Source organism: Mesorhizobium sp. ES1-3 (assembly GCF_020164795.1).
Taxonomy (GTDB): Bacteria; Pseudomonadota; Alphaproteobacteria; order Rhizobiales; family Rhizobiaceae; genus Mesorhizobium.
Genome location: NZ_JAIUGW010000007.1, coordinates 111,468 through 129,604, shown reverse-complemented (window position 1 = coordinate 129,604; position 18,137 = coordinate 111,468). Strand labels below are relative to the sequence as shown.

General features: G+C 64.6%; 11 protein-coding genes. 2 read left to right on the top strand and 9 right to left on the bottom strand.

The features are described from left to right. Positions 1 to 10 precede the first annotated feature (10 nt). Positions 11 to 2,872 (top strand): molybdopterin-dependent oxidoreductase, encoded by a 2,862-nt coding sequence (locus LB536_RS12840; RefSeq protein WP_411966543.1) that lies wholly within the window; start codon positions 11 to 13, stop codon positions 2,870 to 2,872. A 422-nt stretch (positions 2,873 to 3,294) separates the two neighbouring features. Continuing rightward, complete coding sequence (locus LB536_RS12835) at positions 3,295 to 4,122, top strand: hypothetical protein (protein ID WP_224592745.1); 828 nt, start codon at positions 3,295 to 3,297, stop codon at positions 4,120 to 4,122. Between the two features lie 271 nt (positions 4,123 to 4,393). On the opposite strand, the gene LB536_RS12830 is transcribed toward LB536_RS12835, so the two are convergent. From LB536_RS12830 to LB536_RS12790, 9 genes are all read right to left on the bottom strand, one after another. Further along, on the bottom strand, positions 4,394 to 5,908 hold the full coding sequence (locus LB536_RS12830; protein WP_224592742.1) for an aldehyde dehydrogenase family protein: 1,515 nt from the start codon (positions 5,906 to 5,908) through the stop codon (positions 4,394 to 4,396). A 200-nt stretch (positions 5,909 to 6,108) separates the two neighbouring features. Further along, positions 6,109 to 7,383: an RNA polymerase sigma factor gene (locus LB536_RS12825; protein ID WP_224592739.1), complete on the bottom strand. Its 1,275-nt coding sequence runs from the start codon at positions 7,381 to 7,383 to the stop codon at positions 6,109 to 6,111. Beyond that, positions 7,380 to 7,754, bottom strand: coding sequence for a YciI family protein (locus LB536_RS12820; RefSeq protein WP_224592736.1), 375 nt, complete (start codon positions 7,752 to 7,754; stop codon positions 7,380 to 7,382). The genes LB536_RS12825 and LB536_RS12820 overlap by 4 nt, the downstream gene beginning before the upstream one ends. 107 nt (positions 7,755 to 7,861) lie before the next feature. Further along, positions 7,862 to 8,953 (bottom strand): DNA topoisomerase IB, encoded by a 1,092-nt coding sequence (locus LB536_RS12815; protein ID WP_224592733.1) that lies wholly within the window; start codon positions 8,951 to 8,953, stop codon positions 7,862 to 7,864. A gap of 98 nt (positions 8,954 to 9,051) precedes the next feature. Further along, positions 9,052 to 9,990, bottom strand: a complete 939-nt coding sequence (locus LB536_RS12810; RefSeq protein ID WP_224592730.1) for a glycosyltransferase family 2 protein — start codon at positions 9,988 to 9,990, stop codon at positions 9,052 to 9,054. Positions 9,991 to 10,129: 139 nt separating this feature from the next. Continuing rightward, positions 10,130 to 11,014: a transglutaminase domain-containing protein gene (locus LB536_RS12805; RefSeq protein ID WP_140810487.1), complete on the bottom strand. Its 885-nt coding sequence runs from the start codon at positions 11,012 to 11,014 to the stop codon at positions 10,130 to 10,132. Between the two features lie 12 nt (positions 11,015 to 11,026). Then, positions 11,027 to 13,438, bottom strand: coding sequence for a circularly permuted type 2 ATP-grasp protein (locus tag LB536_RS12800; RefSeq protein WP_224592727.1), 2,412 nt, complete (start codon positions 13,436 to 13,438; stop codon positions 11,027 to 11,029). Positions 13,439 to 13,444: 6 nt separating this feature from the next. Then, a complete protein-coding gene (locus LB536_RS12795; protein WP_224592724.1) occupies positions 13,445 to 16,804 on the bottom strand; it encodes a DUF2126 domain-containing protein in 3,360 nt (1,119 codons plus the stop codon). 115 nt (positions 16,805 to 16,919) lie between these two features. Beyond that, positions 16,920 to 18,116: an acyl-CoA dehydrogenase gene (locus LB536_RS12790; protein ID WP_224592722.1), complete on the bottom strand. Its 1,197-nt coding sequence runs from the start codon at positions 18,114 to 18,116 to the stop codon at positions 16,920 to 16,922. Positions 18,117 to 18,137: the final 21 nt, after the last annotated feature.

Sequence of the window (18,137 nt, the reverse complement as noted above, 5' to 3'; positions counted from 1 at the left end):
GGGTCCGTCGATGAAGGCCATGGCGCCCTTTCAGGTAAAGACCGCCTGCCCCTATTGCGGGGTGGGCTGCGGCGTGCTGGCGAAGGTCGCCGCGGACGGGCAGGTGTCCGTCCGTGGCGACCCCGATCATCCGGCGAATTTCGGAAGGCTCTGCTCCAAGGGCTCCGCACTCGCCGAGACCATCGGCCTCGACGGCCGATTGCTCGATCCGCAAATCCACGGCCGCGGTTCCTCTTGGGACGAGGCGCTCGACCTCGTCGCCTCGACCTTCTCGCAAACCATTGCCGAGCATGGTCCCGACGCGGTCGCGTTCTACGTCTCCGGCCAGTTGCTGACCGAGGATTACTACCTCGCCAACAAGCTGATGAAGGGTTTTGTCGGCTCAGCCAACATCGACACCAATTCGCGTCTGTGCATGGCGTCCTCGGTCGCCGGCCACCGCCGCGCCTTCGGCTCGGACACCGTGCCGGGAAGCTACGAGGATCTGGAACTGGCTGATCTGATCGTGCTGGTCGGCTCCAACCTCGCCTGGTGCCATCCGGTGCTTTATCAGCGCATCGCGGCCGCCCGCGAAAAGCGGCCCGAGATGAAGGTGGTGCTGGTCGATCCGCGCCGCACCATGACATCTGATATCGCCGACATGCATCTGGCGATCGCGCCGGATGGCGACGTCGCCCTGTTCACCGGCTTGCTCGCCTGGCTCGGCCAGCACAATGCGCTCGACCGTGCCTATATCACGGCGCATACGACCGGCTTTGGGCAAGCACTGTTCGCCGCCTCGGCGCTCGACCTTGCCGGCATCGCTGCCGCCACGGGGCTCAGCGAAGACGAGCTCGGCCGTTTCTACAGCCTGTTTGCCAGGACGCAAAAGACCGTCACCGTCTACAGCCAGGGCGTCAATCAGTCGTCCCAGGGCACCGATAAGGTCAACGCCATCATCAACTGCCATCTCGCCACCGGCCGTATCGGCAAACCGGGCGCCGGGCCGTTCTCTGTCACCGGCCAGCCCAACGCCATGGGCGGCCGCGAGGTCGGCGGCATGGCCAACATGCTCGCCGCCCATATGGAGATCGAAAACTCCGAGCATCGCGAGCGCGTGCAGCGCTTCTGGAAGGCGCCGGCGATTGCAGGGAAGCCCGGCCTCAAGGCGGTCGAGATGTTCAAGGCGGTTGCCGACGGACGCATCAAGGCGCTGTGGATCATGGCCACCAACCCGGTCGATTCGATGCCGGATGCAGGCGCCGTCGAAGCGGCTATCAAGGCCTGCCCCTTCGTCGTGGTCTCGGACGTGCTGGCCGAGACCGATACGGTCCGCCACGCCCATGTCCGGCTGCCGGCGACGGCCTGGGGCGAGAAGGACGGCAGCGTCACCAATTCCGAGCGCCGCATCTCGCGCCAGCGCGCGTTCTTGCCGGCCCCCGGCGAGGCGCGGCCCGACTGGTGGATCATTGCCGAGGTGGCGCGGCGCATGGGCTTTGAGGAGGCGTTCGCGCATGAGACGCCGGCGGAGATCTTCGCCGAGCACGCGGCGCTGTCAGGGTTCGAGAACGATGGCGAGCGCGATTTCGACATCGGCGCTTATGGCGAGGTCGATGCTGGGGCCTACGACGCGCTGGCGCCCTTCCAATGGCCGGCGCCGAGCCCAGGCACCCCCCTCTGGCCTGCCGGCCATCTCCCCCGCAAGGGGGGAGATCGGATGTTGTCGCGGCCTTCGCCAATCTTCAACGTTGCTAGGCAGGCGCCGGCAGCAACGCTGCCAATCTCCCCCCTTGCGGGGGAGATGGCCGGCAGGCCAGAGGGGGGTGTTCAAGCTCGACATCCGCCAAAAGTGGGCGGCACCACCAGGCATCGATCCACCCGCTTCTTCGCCAACGGCAACTTCTACACACCCGACCGCAAGGCGCGCTTCGTCGCCCTCCGCCCAACCGTCGAAACCCGCATCACCCCCGACTTCCCGCTCATCCTCAACACCGGCCGCATCCGCGACCACTGGCACACCATGACGCGCACCGGCAAAAGCCCGCGCCTGTCCCAGCATATCGCCGAGCCCTTCGTCGAAATTCATCCGGTGGATGCGCAACGCCACGGCATCGGCGATGCCGATATCGCACGCATCTCGACTCCGCGCGGCGAGGTGCTGGTCCGCGCGCTGGTGACCACGCGCCAACGCCCGGGCAGCCTGTTCGCGCCGATGCATTGGACCGACCAATTCGCCGCCAGGGGCCGGCTCGACACGCTCACGGCATCGCTTGCCGATCCGGTGTCAGGCCAGCCGGCGTTGAAGCATGTCGCGGCCCGCATCGAGAAATTCACCGCCAGGGCCTTCGGCTTTGCCGTGACGCGCAACAGACCCACGACGATGGCCGCCGATTACTGGGCGGTAGCCAGATGCCGGGGCGGCTGGCGGGTCGAGCTTGCCTTTGCCGATGACGATGTCGACTGGACGGCCTTCGCCGGTTCGCTCTTCGGTACCGCGGACGCCGAGGTTCTGGCCTATCACGACCGCGAGGCCGGCCAGCACCGCATTGCCGCCTTCGAAGGCGAGCATCTGGCGGGTGCCTTGTTCATCGCACCCGGTCCGGTCGCGGTCTCACGCGGCTGGGCGGCCGAGCGGCTCGGCGAGATCCACGCCAGCCAGCACCAGCGCTTCAGGATCGTTGCCGGTCGCGCCGGTGCCGAACGACCCGATGCCGGCGCGACCGTCTGTTCCTGTTTCAACGTCGGGGTCAACCAGATCACGGCTGCCGTGTCGGCTGGCTGCACCACCGTGGACGCCATCGGCGCCACGCTGAAGGCAGGGACCAATTGCGGCTCCTGCCGGTCCGAGATTCGCGCGATCATCCTGGCCAACCGGGTTCAGGCCGCCGAGTGAAGGCGACATGACCCGCTGGGCCGGTTTCAACTCCGGCCGGAATGTGGGATCGAACCTGTCCAACAGTTAATCCAACTTCGCGGGGTTCGGCCGTATCGGTTGATGGGGGTGAAAGATGCCGCCATGACCAGCGATTGGACACGCCCCTGCAGACGACCGTCGCACAACGCTGGGGCTGGATTCCGCTGTTCGGCTAACGATTATTGGGAAGGAGTTCTCCAGCTATAGCAATCAGTTAGCGGAATGCGCCATATAACCATCGCCGTCGATCTGTGCCTCGGCTGGCCCTGTTCTTCGCAGTCGGTACGACTGGACATGTGCGCTGAAGACTGGAAAATGGGGACGCAACCTCGCCATCCGAGCTCATTCAAGGCATTGGGAGATCAACGCTGAATCTGGAAGACATAGCCGACCATCCGGCCTTGCACCGCTACGTTCAGGAACAGTCGCAGTCCCTGATCCGTATCTACGAGGAAAGCCCGCGGCTGGCTTCCATCTTTGCCACGCAGCAGCGCTGGCTTTTGGGCCATATCGGCCTTGCCATGCACTTCAGGCGCGACCCGAACGACCGCCGCAAGGAGCTGACCGTATCGCGTTTCATCGAGGTCGTGCACAAGAACGCGGTGGCCAGCCGCAACACGGCCGACGCCTTCATCAAGGAGATGCTGCACTACAACATCGCCGAGTATGTGGCGGGCGGGGACGGCCGCACGCATCCCCTGCAGCCGACGACGGCCACCATAGAGCGATTCACCGGCTGGGTGACAGCCCATCTGCGCACGCTCGACCACATCGACGGCGGCGACCGGCTGGCCAGATTCCTGGAGCGGCCCGAGATGCTTGCCACGCTGCAGCCCCTGGTGGCTGACGGCCTGCTTGCGTCCAAGCCGGTGCGCGAACCCAACCAGACCTTTTCCCTGTTCATCTGGCTCAACAATGGCGGCATCGTCATGGACTGGCTGATGTCGGGCATCGACCCCGACCACGCCGGCCTGGAGCGGATTCCGACCAGCGTGGTTTCGATCGGCGACTTCGCCAAATGGCTCAAGCTGTCGCGGACCCATCTCGGCCGCAAACTGCGCATGGCGGAGGAACTCGGCAGCGTTGGCTGGCTCGGCCAGCGCGGCCATTCGGTGATGTGGGTGTCGCACGGATTCTACGAGGAATACATGACCGTCCAGGCCGCCAAGCTGGCCGTCGTCGACGGCGCCTTCAAGGCCTGTTTTCCGCCATCGCAAGCCGAGGGCTGAGCAGCGCCGCGCACGAGAGCAATTCCAGGAAAAGTGTGAAACGTTTTCCGTCCGGAATTTTGCCAGAACAGGTCGATTGACCGGTTCTGCGTTTGCGTGGCCGCGCGACGCCGAGGACCTCGGCAGCGTTGGCGGCTCGGCCTGTGCCCAGTTACGAAAAGCCGACGCTGGACAGGCGTCAGAAGCTGTCCAGCGTTACTGCCGCGTGCACACCCTCCACCTGTGTCGACTGCTCGGCGAGCTTGATCGACACTGATTGCGGGCGGCGTTCTCAATCGATGTCGAACGAGACGCCCTGGGCAAGCGGCAGCGCCTTGGAATAGTTCACCGTGTTGGTGGCGCGGCGCATATAGGCCTTCCATGCATCGGAGCCGCTCTCGCGGCCGCCGCCGGTTTCCTTTTCACCGCCGAAAGCGCCGCCGATCTCGGCCCCCGACGTGCCGATATTGACGTTGGCGATGCCGCAATCCGAGCCGTCGACACCGAGGAACCGCTCGGATTCCTGAAGGTCGCGAGTGAAGATCGATGACGACAGGCCGGCGCCAACCGCATTGTGCTCATCGAGCACGGCGTCGAAATCGGAATACTTCATCACATAGAGGATCGGCGCGAAGGTCTCTTCCGTCACGGGTGCAACCTGTTTCGGCATTTCGACCAGCGCCGGATGGACATAATAGGCATCCGGATGGCCATTCTCGACCCGCGTCCCGCCGGTTACCTTGCCACCATGGGCGGTCGCTTCGCTCAAGGCCTTCTGCATGGCATCGAACGCGGCCTTGTCGATCAATGGCCCGACCAGCGACGAGGTCTCCAGCGGATTGCCGACGGAGACGCTCTGATAGGCCTTCTTCAGGCGCGGAACCAGGGCGTCGTAGACGCTGTCATGGACGAACAGGCGGCGCAGCGTCGTGCAGCGCTGGCCGGCGGTGCCCATGGCCCCGAAGGCGATGGCGCGCAGCGCCATGTCGAGATCGGCGGTCGGGCACACGATGCAGGCATTGTTGCCACCCAGTTCCAGCACCGCGCGCGCAAAACGCTTGGCCAGGCGCGGACCGACATCCCGGCCCATGCGGGTCGAGCCGGTGGCCGAAACCAGCGGCACCTTCGGATGGTCGACCAGGATCTCGCCGACGGCGCGGTCGCCGATCAGCACCGGCGCCAGGCCTTGCGGTGCGTCCGCGCCGAAGCGCTTGACCGCGCGCTTGAAGATCGCTTCGCAGGCAAGCGCCGTCAGCGGTGTCTTCTCGGAAGGTTTCCATACCACGGCATCGCCGCAGACCAGCGCAAGCGCTGCGTTCCACGACCACACCGCGACCGGGAAGTTGAAGGCCGAGATGACACCGACGACACCGAGCGGATGCCAGGTTTCCATCATGCGATGGCCCGGACGCTCGGTGGCGATGGTCAGACCGTACAATTGCCGGGACAGACCGACGGCGAAATCGCAGATGTCGATCATCTCCTGCACTTCGCCGAGCCCTTCTGAGGGGATCTTGCCGACCTCGATCGACACCAGCCGGCCAAGCTCGGCCTTGTGCGCCCGCAGTTCTTCGCCCAGCAGCCGCACCAGTTCGCCACGCTTGGGACCCGGCACCAGCCGCCATGACTGGAACGCCTGGTGGGCGGCATCGATGGTCTTCGCCGCATCGGCCGGCGAGATCGTCTTCAGCGCCGCGATCTGCTCACCCGTCACCGGGCTGCGCACGATCAGGTCGCCGCCGTCAAGCGCCTCCTTGGCCACGCCCAGTTTCGCCAGAAGCTCGGCCGTTTCCTTCGCTATGGTCATTTTTTGTCCCTTTCAGATCCCGCCGCTCGTATGGCGGGGTCAACGCCTTGCGCTATGCCTTCCCGGCGCCGTCGCGGCTGGAAGGGGCTATCATGGCGTGCCATTACCTGTTTCAGGGGAAAATCGCCACCCCGGCATGGTCCAAGCCCAAGCTGCACGATTGAGCCAGGCGACTCTTGAGCCGACCGGACAGAGCGCGCTCAGTTTGCCTTTTTCGCCGGCGCGCGCACGGCACCGTCCTTGATCAGACGGTCGATATGCATGCGGATATGGGCTGCTTCCGCCGCCGTGTTGGCGAGCGCAATGGCGCGGTCGAAGGCGATGCGCGCCTCCTCGCCCCGGTCGAGTTGCATCAAGAGCCCGCCCTTGAGACCGAAGAAATGGAAATAGCCAGACAGTCTCTGTTCGAGCGGCTCGATCATCGCCAGCGCCGCTTCCGGTCCGCGCACCTTGGCGACCGCGACCGCACGGTTGAGCGTGATGACCGGCGACGGCTGCATCTGTTCGAGCAGGCCGTAGAGCAGGTCGATCTCCACCCAGTCCGTGTCCTCGGCCTTCTCCGCTCGCGCATGGAGCGCTGCGATAGCCGCCTGCACCTGGTAAGGACCGGGCCTGCGGTGGCGCAGGGCCTTGTCGACCAGCGCCAGCCCTTCGTCGATCATCTTGCGACTCCATAGGCTCCGGTCCTGGTCCTCGAGCAAAACGATCTCGCCATCGCCGTCGAAACGAGCCGGTGCGCGCGCATGCTGCAGCAGAAGCAATGCCGTCAGCCCCATGATCTCCGGCTCGGTCTGGAAAAGTCTGAGCAGCAGCCGGGCCAGCCGGATCGCCTCTTCGCAGAGCGGCGCGCGGGCCGGCGCCTCGCCGCTGTTGGTCGAGTATCCCTCGTTGAAGATCAGGTAGACCATGGACGCGACCGCCGCGAGCCGCTCGGAGCGCTCGACCGCGTCCGGCGTCTCGAACGGCACGCCGGCGTCCGCGATGCGCGCCTTGGCACGGGTGATGCGCTGCTCCATGGCGCTCTCGCCAACCAGGAAGGCGCGCGCGATCTGCTTGACGGTGAGGCCGGAGACGACGCGCAGCGCCACTGCGATCTGCTGCGTTGCGGGCAAATCAGGGTGACAGCAGATGAACAGCAGCCGCAGTATGTCGTCGCGGTAATGCGCGCCGTCGAGCCGCTCGGCGATGTCGCTCTCGGCATCTTCCAGATCTGAGATCTGGTCCTCCTCCGGCATCGGCGCCTGCTTGGCGCGCTTGCGCACCGCATCGATGCCGCTGTTGCGGCCGACAAAGATCAGCCAGGCCGCCGGATCGCGCGGCGGTCCGTTTTGCGGCCAGTTCTTGATTGCCCTGAGGCAGGCGTCCTGGAAAGCTTCCTCCGCGGTGTCAAGATCGCGAAAATAGCGCAGCAGCGCGCCCATCGCCTGCGGGCGGGCAGCGCTGATCGCGGAGCTTATCCAGGCGAGTTCAGTCATGCTGGAATCCTGGTCGGAAGGAACACCGATACCGGCCGGATCTCATAGGAACCGCCGCTCGGGTTGACCTCGGAAAGCTCGCGGGCGAATTCGACGGCCTCGTCGAGGTCGGCGCAATCGAGCGTGTAGAAGCCGAGGAACTGTTCCTTGGTTTCGGCGAACGGCCCGTCGATGACCAGCGATTCGCCTTTCACTTTTCGCAGCGTCGTTGCCGCTGTTGTCGGCAAAAGCCGCGCCACGGGCCCAAGCCGGCCGGCGTTGGCATACCTCTCCTGAACGCCGAGGAGGTCGGCCATGACCTTGTCGTCCTGTTCCTTGCTCCAGGAGCAGACGACATCTTCGGAGGCGTAGCAGAGGATGGCGTAAAGCATGATCGGTCCTTTTCTGTATCAAAGGACGAAACAGTATGACCGATCCCGACACGGCGTCGATAAAAAAATCCGGCAGCCGTGGGTTTGGTGTTCGTCCGTCGCCCGAGTTAGCTTTCGTGTGTTTTTAGCCATCTCAGCACGAGCGCTTCCTCCTCATCGAGACCGTTTATGGACCGCTTGCGCTTGTTGGCTTCCGCCATTTCGGCAAGCAGCTGTCCCTGCGACCAGACCTCGAAAACCTGCGGGTGGATATAGCATTTGCGGCAGACCGCACGCGTATTGCCCAGCCGTGCGGCCACCTTGTCGATGACGTCGTTCATGACCCGCTTTTGCCGTGCTTGGCTTTCAGGCAGTTCGGTCTGCGCAAACAGCGACGCGGCGTGGATGGTGCCGCCCCATGTGCGAAAATGCTTCGAACTGAACGCGTCGCCGGCGGCGTCCCGGATGTAGCGGTTGACGTCGTCGGAGCGGACCGGGCGTCTATCGTCTCCCTCGTCGAGATACTGGAACAGTTTCTGGCCCGGCAGGTCCTGCGCGCCCCGAACGATCCCGGCGATGCGGCGGTCGATCAGCTTCAATCTCCATTCCTTGCCGGACTTGCCCTTGAAGGCGAAGCGCAGGCTCGACCCCTTGATGTCGACATGCCGGTCCCGCAATGTCGTCAGGCCGAAGCTCTTGTTGTCGCGTGCATAGGCCGCGTTGCCGACGCGGATCATCGTGTTGTCGAGCAGCCAGACCACTGCGGCGACCACGCGTTCGAGCGGGAGGCCGTGACGGCGCAAATCGCTGTCGATTCTGCGCCGAAGGTCCGGCAGGCTTTCGGCGAAAGCGACGAGGCTCGAATATTTGGCACCGTCGCGCTCCTCGGCCCATTGTGGATGATAGCGATACTGCTTGCGCCCCCGCTGATCCCTCCCGGTCGCCTGGATATGTCCATTCGGATCGGGCGAAATCCAGACATCGGTCCAGGCCGGCGGGATGACGATCGCCGCGATGCGCGCCCTGGCGGCATCGGAGACCGCTTTCCCGCCCGGTCCCTTGTAGGCAAATCCCTTGCCAGCCTTCAGCCGGCGGATACCGGGCTCGGCATCGCTGACATAGGTCAGCGCGGTATCCCTGGCGGGAACCTGTGCTCCATTCTTGGGTATGCTATCCCCATCGGCCAATCGGCTATGCGACGATCCGGTTCTCTGCAGCATGTAAGCTCCACACGAAATACGCGTAGATAAGCTGCGGGCTGACGGCTGGTTCCACACCCCGTCTGGAAAGCAGGCTATCCCGCTCGCGTCGGCAAGGCCTACAATGCGCTTCGCATCTGAGTGACCGGAAAGGACAGCCGGCGACGCGCCGCGAGCTTGAATTTGTAGCGCAGGCAGCGCCAAGCTTCCGAGCGCCGCTTCGGCGCCGCCGAGGCTATTGCGAGAAAGCGCGCCGCCATGTTCAGGTCGCCCCGTGCATAATGGACACGAGCGATCTTGAGCGCGACAAGGCCCTCCCTGGTCTTGAGCGCCGAGAGCGGGATGTCGCAGTCGGCCAGGGTGCGCAGTTGCCGGCGCCACTCCAGGAAGCGCCGCACCGGGTTGATCGCGAAACGATCGTCGGATCGTTCCGGCGAGACCTCATAGATCATGACGGGCTGCTGAATCATTGCCAGCGATGCTTTGCTCATCAGCCGCGCCCAGAACAGCGTGTCCTCGTCATAGGCCAGCCCGACCGGAAACCGCGTCTCCCCGATCAGGTGCCGGGATGCCAGCACACTGCCCACAGCGACCGAACGTATATCGCCCTTCACATAGGCCGAAGCGTTTGCCAGGCACGCAGCCTGATAGCCGTTCGGCACCTTGATCTGCCGGTCCTGGCCACTCACCCGTCGCCGGTAGGCGCCCACGATCATGTCGGCTTTCGGCTGGGTCTCCGCCTGCCGCAGCAACGCGCCCAACCCGCCCCGAAGATGCAGGTCGTCGGCGTCGATCAGATACACCCAAGGATGGCGCGCTTGCGCCAGCGCCACGTTACGGGCACCGCCGGCATCGCGGCAACTGGCTGCCAACACGCGCAACGGGAGCAAAAGTCGAGCGGCCGCCTGCTGCGCATCGGCGACAGTATCATCAGTGGATCCATCGTCCACCAGAAGGACCTCGCCGATGACCTCGGCTTCGCCGCAGAGTGACGCCAACGTCGTCGCGATAGTTGCTGCCGCATTGTGCGCGGGAATAATTACGCTAACCGTTTTCAAATTACACAGCACCCGCCCCGTGCGCTTTAAGAATACACCTATTGTCTCCTTCAACAAAACGAAGACAGAGTAGCTGCCACGTTCAGGTTTGAGAAGACGTTTTGTCTATCCATGCCGGACAAGTTGGCACGCCCCCGTTTCACGCCTTTTCGAGTACCACCGGGATGACGTCGACAGCCTGCTCCCCGACCTGTCCGCCGGTCGTCTTCAGCACACCGACGATGGGCGCCACATCCGAATAGTCGCGCCCGTAACCGACGGTGATATGGTCGTTGGAGGCCCGCATGCCGTTGGTCGGGTCGAACTCCTGCCAGCCGGCATCGCGTCCACACCAGACCTTGACCCAGGCATGCATGGCGTCCGCACCTTCCAGCCGGGGCTTGCCCTTGGGCGGAATGGTGCGCAGGAAGCCGCTGACATAGCCGGCCGGAATGCCGAGACCGCGTAGCCCGGCGATCATGATGTGGGAGAAATCCTGGCAGACGCCCCGCTTCAGCCGGAAGGCATCGCTGGCCCGGGTTCGCACCGTGGTCGCTTCGCCATCATAGGTGAAATCATGGTGGATGCGCTTGCAGAGGCTCATCGCCGTGCCTGCGGTCGAGCCACCGATGCTGTCTTGCGCATAGGCGGTGATCGCCGCATCCATTCCGGCATGACCGCTTGCCACCAAGAAGTGATGCGGCGATGCCGGTGCCAGCGACCGCACGGCGGCCAGTTCCTGCCTGAGCCGGCCAATATCGGGCGACACGTCGAGCCCAGGCTCTGGCCGCGACACCGATACGCGCGCGCTCATCCTTATGTCGAGCGCTTCATGCGCGTCGCGAAACGCGATCGAGGTGACGTTGTTGCGGAAAAAATCGGTGAAGTCGGATCGTTCATTGGGCGCCGGCTCAAAGGAAAGCGAAGCGGCGATGACACGCTGCACGTCGCCAATGGTCGGCGGCAGCACCCGCACCTGATGCCGACCGCCGCCGGCAGCGGCGGCATAGTCGTAATGGAGCAGAAGCCTGATGTCGTACAGCATGGCCATTGTTTTCTAGCCGAAATAGGCTCTGGCGAGGCTGTTGTAGAGGCCGCCGATTTCGCTGGCGAGTTCGTTCAGCGCCTTCGTCGTCATGTCAGCCGGCTCCTTGATGGCGATGGCGGTGTTGAGCTGCAGGATCTCCTTGGCCGCCGCCGACATGTGCCCCTCGCCGCCGGTCGCCGGCAACAGTCCTATCTCGGCTTTCAGCCGTTCCAATTGGAACAGGATGGAGCGTGGATTGAGCGGATCGAGCGCCAGGAGATCGATCACAGTGCGCCGGCCGGCCTGCACCGGATATTGCCGGCGATGGGTCATGACGCTGTCGCCGATCTCCAGCATCATGTCCAGCGCGCCATCCGGCGCCGTGCCACCGGTCAGTCGGGCCAGCGTGCTGGCGATCTGGATGCCGCGCTCCAGCCGCCGGCCGATCTCGAGGAAGCGCCAGCCGGCGAAACGGTACATGTTCTCGTGCAGCAGGCCTGAGAATCCGGCAAGCTTGCGCAGAATCACCGTCATGGCCCGCGTCGCGTCGTCGCCGGGCGCCACGGTGGTGGCGAACCGATGGATCGTCTTCGACAAATCCTTGAGCGCCAGCCAGCCATCCGGCGAGAAACGATCGCGGATCTGGCCGGCGCTGTAGACGGCGCTGTCGAGCATGCCGATCAATCCTGACGGGATCGCCGTTTCGACATCGATGCCGAACGGCTCGAGATAGTCCCTGATATCTGCCAGCAGAGGCATGTCGGGATCGGATGTTTCGGCGAGCCGCACATGATAGGCGCGCAGGATGCGCACGGTGTCTTCCGAGCGTTCGATATAGCGGCCAAGCCAGGTCAGGTTTTCCGCCGCGCGGCTGGGCAGGCTACCCGGCTTGGTGCGATTGAAACTGTCGCCCTCCTGCGGTAGCAGCGTCTCGCGCTCGACCGGTCTGTCGCTGACCACCCAGACATCAGCCGCCTGGCCGCCGCGCTGCATGGCCATCGCCGTCGGGTCGAGCGACATGCCGACTCGGGCGAAACCGCCCGGCATCACAGTCCATCCCTCGAGCGTGCGCGCCAGATAGACGCGCAAGCTCGCCGGCCGCGGTTCCAGCCAGCCGCCGACATAGACGGGTGTCGTCGAAAGCGTCACCGCTTCCTGGCCGACGAAGGCCTCGCCATCGCGTTCGATGCGCGCCACCAGTTCCGCCCGTTCCCCGGCCGATAGCGCCGAGCCGAGCTTTGTCTGTCCGTCATCCTCGAAGGCAAGTCTCGTCGACAGCGCCGGGCCGACCACCATCCGGTCGATATTGGCGAGCACATGGGCGCGCTCCGTCTCCTGCCCGCACCACCATGTCGCCACACTGGGCAAAAGCAGCTCCTCGCCCCACAATTCACGCGCGATCTTGGGCAGGAAGGCAAGCAGCGCACGCGTCTCCATCAGGCCGGAGCCAAGCGCATTGACGGTGGATACCGTGCCTTGCCGGATCGCTTCGACCAGGCCCGGCGTGCCGATCTGCGAATCCGCGCGCAGTTCGAGCGGATCGGCGAAGGCGGCGTCGAGCCGCCGCCACAGCACGCTGATCGGCATCAGGCCCGACACGGTGCGCACCATCAGCCTGCCGCCGGAAACGGTCAGGTCCTCGCCTTCGAGCAGCATGATGCCGAGGTAGCGGGCGATATAGGCGTGTTCATAGTAGGTTTCGTTGAGCGGTCCCGGCGTCAAGATGGCGACGCGGCCGTCGCTCTCCTTTGCCATGCCGATCAGCGCATCGCGAAAGCGACGGAAGAAGCCGGCGAGCCGGTGCACATGCATCTCGCCATAAATGTCGGACAAAGCGCGCGTGGTGGCGACACGGTTCTCCAGCGCGAAGCCGGCGCCCGAAGGCGCTTGGGTGCGGTCGCCCAACACCCACCAACGGCCATCCGGGCCTCGGCCGAGTTCGAAGGCGCAGAAATGCAGGAAATGCCCTCCGGCCGGCCTGGTGCCGACCACGGGCCGCAAATATTCAGGACTCGCCGCGATCAGCCCTGCCGGCAGGATGCCTTTTTCGACCAGCCGGTTCTGCCCATGGATATCGGCGACAATTTCCTCGAACAGGTCGGCGCGCTGCACCAGGCCGGCGCTGATCGCCTGCCACTCGCTGTCCTCGATGAGCACAGGGATGTGCGCCAGCGGCCATTCGCGCTCGTTGGCGCCCGCCTTGTCATAGACGCGGTAGTAGACGCCGGCATCGCGCAGATACTGGTCGGCGCGGGCGAAACGCTGGCCGAGCTTTTCGGCACCGAGTTCGTCCAGCGCCTCGACAAAATCCTTCCAGACCGGGCGGGGATTGCCCGACGCGTCGACCATCTCGTCGACGACGCCATCGATCGGCTGGTAGTGCTCCAGCAGGCTATGGGCCTGCGGCTTGCCGCGTACCCTTTTGTGATTCCCCTTTGCCATGTCAGATCACAGTCTTGGTGGACGTCTGAGGTCAAGGGTCATCGGGAAGTCTTCCCCCGGCTGTTCTTCGCGCAACACATAGCCGGACGGGGTATGGCCGCGCGGTTCGAAGCGGGCGAGCCGCCGTGCCTCCGCCTCGTTGCCGTTGACCGGGAAGGTGTCGTAGCTGCGCCCACCGGGATGCGCGACATGGTAGACGCAGCCACCGACCGCCCGGCCGGACCAGCGGTCATAGATGTCGAACACCAGCGGCGTGTTGACCGGAAGGGCCGGATGCAGACCCGAGGCCGGCTGCCAGGCCTTGAAGCGCACACCCGCCACCGCGACCTCCCGGTTGTCGGTTGCCCTCATCGGCACGATGCGGCCGTTGCAGACGATCGCATGGCGCTCCGGATTGAGGCCTTCGGTCTTGACCTGCAGCCGTTCGACCGAGGAATCGACGAAACGCACGGTGCCGCCGATCGCGCCTTGCTCGCCCATCACATGCCATGGTTCCAGTGCCTGCCTGAGCTCCAGCTTGATGCCGGCATGCTGGACTTCGCCGCAGAAGGGAAAGCGGAATTCGAGCTGGGCGTCGAACCATTCGGGCCGGAACTCGAAACCATTGAGCTTGAGGTCGTCGAGCACATCGAGAAAGTCCGCCCAGACATAGTGCGGCAGCATGAAGCGGTCATGCAGCGAGGTGCCCCAGCGCGCGAAGCGTCCGTCGAGCGGGTTCTTCCAGGCGCTTGCGATGATGGCCCGCACCAGCAATTGCTGCGCGAGAGACATGCGCGCATTGGGTGGCATCTCGAATCCACGGAATTCGACAAGGCCAAGCCGGCCGGTTGGACCATCCGGGGAAAACAGCTTGTCGATGCAGATTTCCGAGCGGTGCGTATTGCCGGTGACATCGGTCAACAGATTGCGGAACAGGCGGTCGACCAGCCATGGCAAGGGTGCGGCCCCCTGGTCGGGATGCGGCACCTGCGCCATGGCGATCTCGAGCTCATAGAGCGAATCGTGCCGCGCCTCGTCGAAGCGCGGCGCCTGACTGGTCGGGCCGATGAACAGACCGGAGAACAGATAGGACAGCGAGGGACGCCGCTGCCATTGCAGCACCAGGCTTTTCAACAGATCGGGCCGGCGCAGGAACGGGCTGTCATTAGGTGTGGCGCCGCCGACCACGACATGGTTGCCGCCGCCGGTACCGGTGTGGCGGCCGTCGATCATGAACTTGTCGGCGCCAAGCCGCGTCTGCCGCGCCTCGTCATAGATCGCCGTCGTCGTCGCCACGCAATCCTGCCAATTCGAGGCGGGATGAATGTTGACCTCGATGACGCCGGGGTCGGGCGCGACGCGGATGACGTTGAGGCGCGGATCGTGCGGCGGGCCGTAGCCCTCGATATGCACGGGAAGGCCAATCGCCTTTGCCGCGTTCTCGGCGGCGGCGACGAGTTCGAGATAATCCTCGAGCGCCTCGACCGGCGGCATGAAAACGCACAGCCTGCCGTCACGCGGTTCGACCGAAAGCGCCGTGCGCACCGCGCCGCCGATCTCGGTGATCTCCTGCTCGACCCTCTCCTGCTGGCCGGTCGCCGCCGTGAACGAGGCCGCCTGCTGGCGGCGGGCCATTTCGTCGGCGCCTTCCAGTTCGGCTGGAGCGGCAGTAGGCAAGATCGCTTCCCGCACGGGCAGCGGGCCACGTGGCAGCGATGGATCGACAGGCACGATGTAGGGGAACTGCGCCGGCGGCACATAGGGCAGCGTGCCCAGCGGCAGACGATAGCCGACCGGGGAATCGCCCGGCACCAGGAACAGCCGGCCGCGCCGCGTCTTCCATTTTTCCGAGCGCCAGCGCGGATCGGACGCCTGGCTGTTCCAGCGCTGCACCGGCAGCACATAGCCCGACGGCTTAGTCAGCCCGCGCTCGAACACTCTCGCCATGCGGCTGCGTTCCTCCGGATCTTCCAGCTTGGAGTTAGACGGGTCGACATTCTCGGGCAGCTTGCCTTCCTTGAGCAGCCATTCGGCTGGGTCCTCATAGGCTTCGCTGACCATGGAGGTGTCGATGCCGAGCTCGCCGGCGATCGCCGTCAGCAGCCTTTCGGCCTGTTTCGGCCCGACATCAGCCGAGCTTTTCTCCCGCGCGATCAGCGACGGGTCGCTCCACACCGGCTCGCCGTCGGCACGCCAAAAGAGCGAGAAGGTCCAGCGCGGCAGGCTTTCACCGGGATACCATTTGCCCTGGCCGTAATGCAGAAAGCCGCCGGGCGCGAAACGCTCGCGTAGGCGGCGGATCAGCGCGTCGGCCTTTTCACGCTTGGTCGGGCCGACGGCGGCGGTGTTCCACTCGGCGGATTCGAAATCGTCGATCGATACGAAGGTCGGCTCGCCGCCCATGGTCAACCGCACATCCCCGGCCTCGAGCGCGGCATCGACCTTGTTGCCGAGCGCGTCGAGCGCCTGCCAGCTTTCATCCGAGAACGGCTTGGTGATGCGCGGATGTTCGGCGATGCGGTCGACCCGCATCGCGAAGCCGAACTCGACATTGGCAAAGCTCGCCATGCCCGAAATGGGTGCCGCATTGCGGAAATGCGGCGTGGCGGCCAGCGGAACATGGCTCTCGCCGGTGAGCAGACCGGAGGTCGGGTCGAAACCGATCCAGCCGGCACCGGGAAGATAGACCTCGCACCAGGCATGCAGGTCGGTGAAATCGACCGATGTGCCGGCCGGCCCATCGAGCGCGACAAGGTCGGGCTTGAGCTGGATCAGATAGCCCGAGACGAAGCGCGCGGCGATGCCGAGATTGCGCAGGATCTGCACCAGAAGCCAGCTCGAATCCCGGCAGGAGCCCTTGGCCGCCGCCAGCGTTTCCTCCGGCGAGAAGACGCCTGTCTCCATGCGCACGATATAGGCGATCTCGCGCTGCAGACGCGCATTGAGGTCGACGAGGAAATTGACCGTGTTGGGCGCGCTGCGATCGACGGATTCCAGGAAAGCCGAGAGAAGCGGCCCCGCCGGCTCCGGTGTCCGGTAGATGGCGAGATCATCCCTGATTTCTTCGGGATAATCGAACGGGAACGCCTCGGCCGACGGCTCGACGAAGAAGTCGAACGGATTGTAGACGGTCATATCGGCGACGAGGTCGACCTCGATCTTCAGTTCCGTCACCGGCTCGGGAAAGACGAAACGGGCGAGGAAATTGCCGTAGGGGTCCTGCTGCAGATTGACGAAGTGGTTCGCCGGCTCGACCTTCAGCGAATGGCTCAACACCTTGGTGCGGGAATGCGGTGCGGGCTGAAGCCTGATCACCTGGGGACCCAGAATCACCGGCCGGTCGTATTTGTAGTGGGTCAGGTGGTAGACGGCTGCCAGAATTGCCATGGGGCCCCGTAGATCGGCGTTTAGCTGGCCGAACCCTGACACATCTGGCCGCCATTCTCCAAGCGGATGTTGCGGTGCACCTAAATTAAAGAACCCGTTGCCGGCTTAAAGTCGCTCAAAAGAACGCCTGTATCCCCGTCTGCGCCCTTCCCAGGATCAGCGCGTGCACGTCATGCGTGCCCTCATAGGTGTTGACGGTCTCCAGATTCTGCGCGTGGCGCATGACGTGGTAGCCGATCTGGATGCCGTTGCCGCCATGCATGTCGCGGGCCTGGCGGGCGATGTCGAGCGCTTTGCCGCAATTGTTGCGCTTGACGATCGAAATCATTTCCGGGGCCATCTTGCCCTCATCGAGCAGGCGCCCGACGCGCAACGAAGCCTGCAGCCCCAAAGCGATCTCGGTCTGCATGTCGGCGAGCTTCTTCTGGTAAAGCTGGGTGCCGGCCAGCGGCTTGCCGAACTGCTTGCGGTCGAGGCCATACTGGCGAGCGCGATGCCAGCAATCTTCCGCCGCACCCATCGAGCCCCAGGAGATGCCGTAGCGGGCCCGGTTGAGGCAACCGAACGGTCCACCGAGGCCCTTGGCGTTGGGCAGCAATGCGTCCTCGCCGACTTCGACGCCTTCCATCACCACTTCACCGGTGATCGACGCCCGCAGCGACAGCTTGCCGCCGATCTTCGGCGCCGACAGCCCCTTCATGCCTTTCTCGAGCACGAAACCGCGGATCTCGTCCTTGCCGTTCTCGCCCTTCAACTTCGCCCAGACGACGAATACGTCGGCGACCGGGGCGTTGGAAATCCACATCTTGGAGCCGGTCAGCCTGTAGCCGCTGGCGGTCTTTTCCGCGCGCGTCTTCATGCCGCCGGGGTCGGAGCCGGCATCCGGCTCGGTCAGCCCGAAGCAGCCGATCCATTCGCCACTGGCGAGCTTCGGCAGGTACTTCTTGCGCTGCTCATCCGAGCCATAGGCATAAATCGGATACATCACCAGCGACGACTGCACCGACATCATCGAGCGATAGCCGGAATCGACGCGTTCGACTTCCCGTGCCACCAGCCCGTAGGTGACATAGTTGGCGCCGAGGCCACCGAACTCCTCCGGAATGTTGATGCCGAGCAGGCCGGCCTCGCCCATCTCGCGGAAGATCGCCGTGTCGAAAGTCTCGTTGAGATAGGCCTCCTCGATGCGCGGCGCGAGCTTGTCGGCGGCAAAGGCCGCCGCGCCGTCGCGCACCATGCGCTCGTCTTCCGAAAGCTGGTCCTCGATCAGGAACGGGTCTTCCCAGTCGAATGCATTCTTGTCGGCGGCCATGACTTGATCCTCACAAGGGTG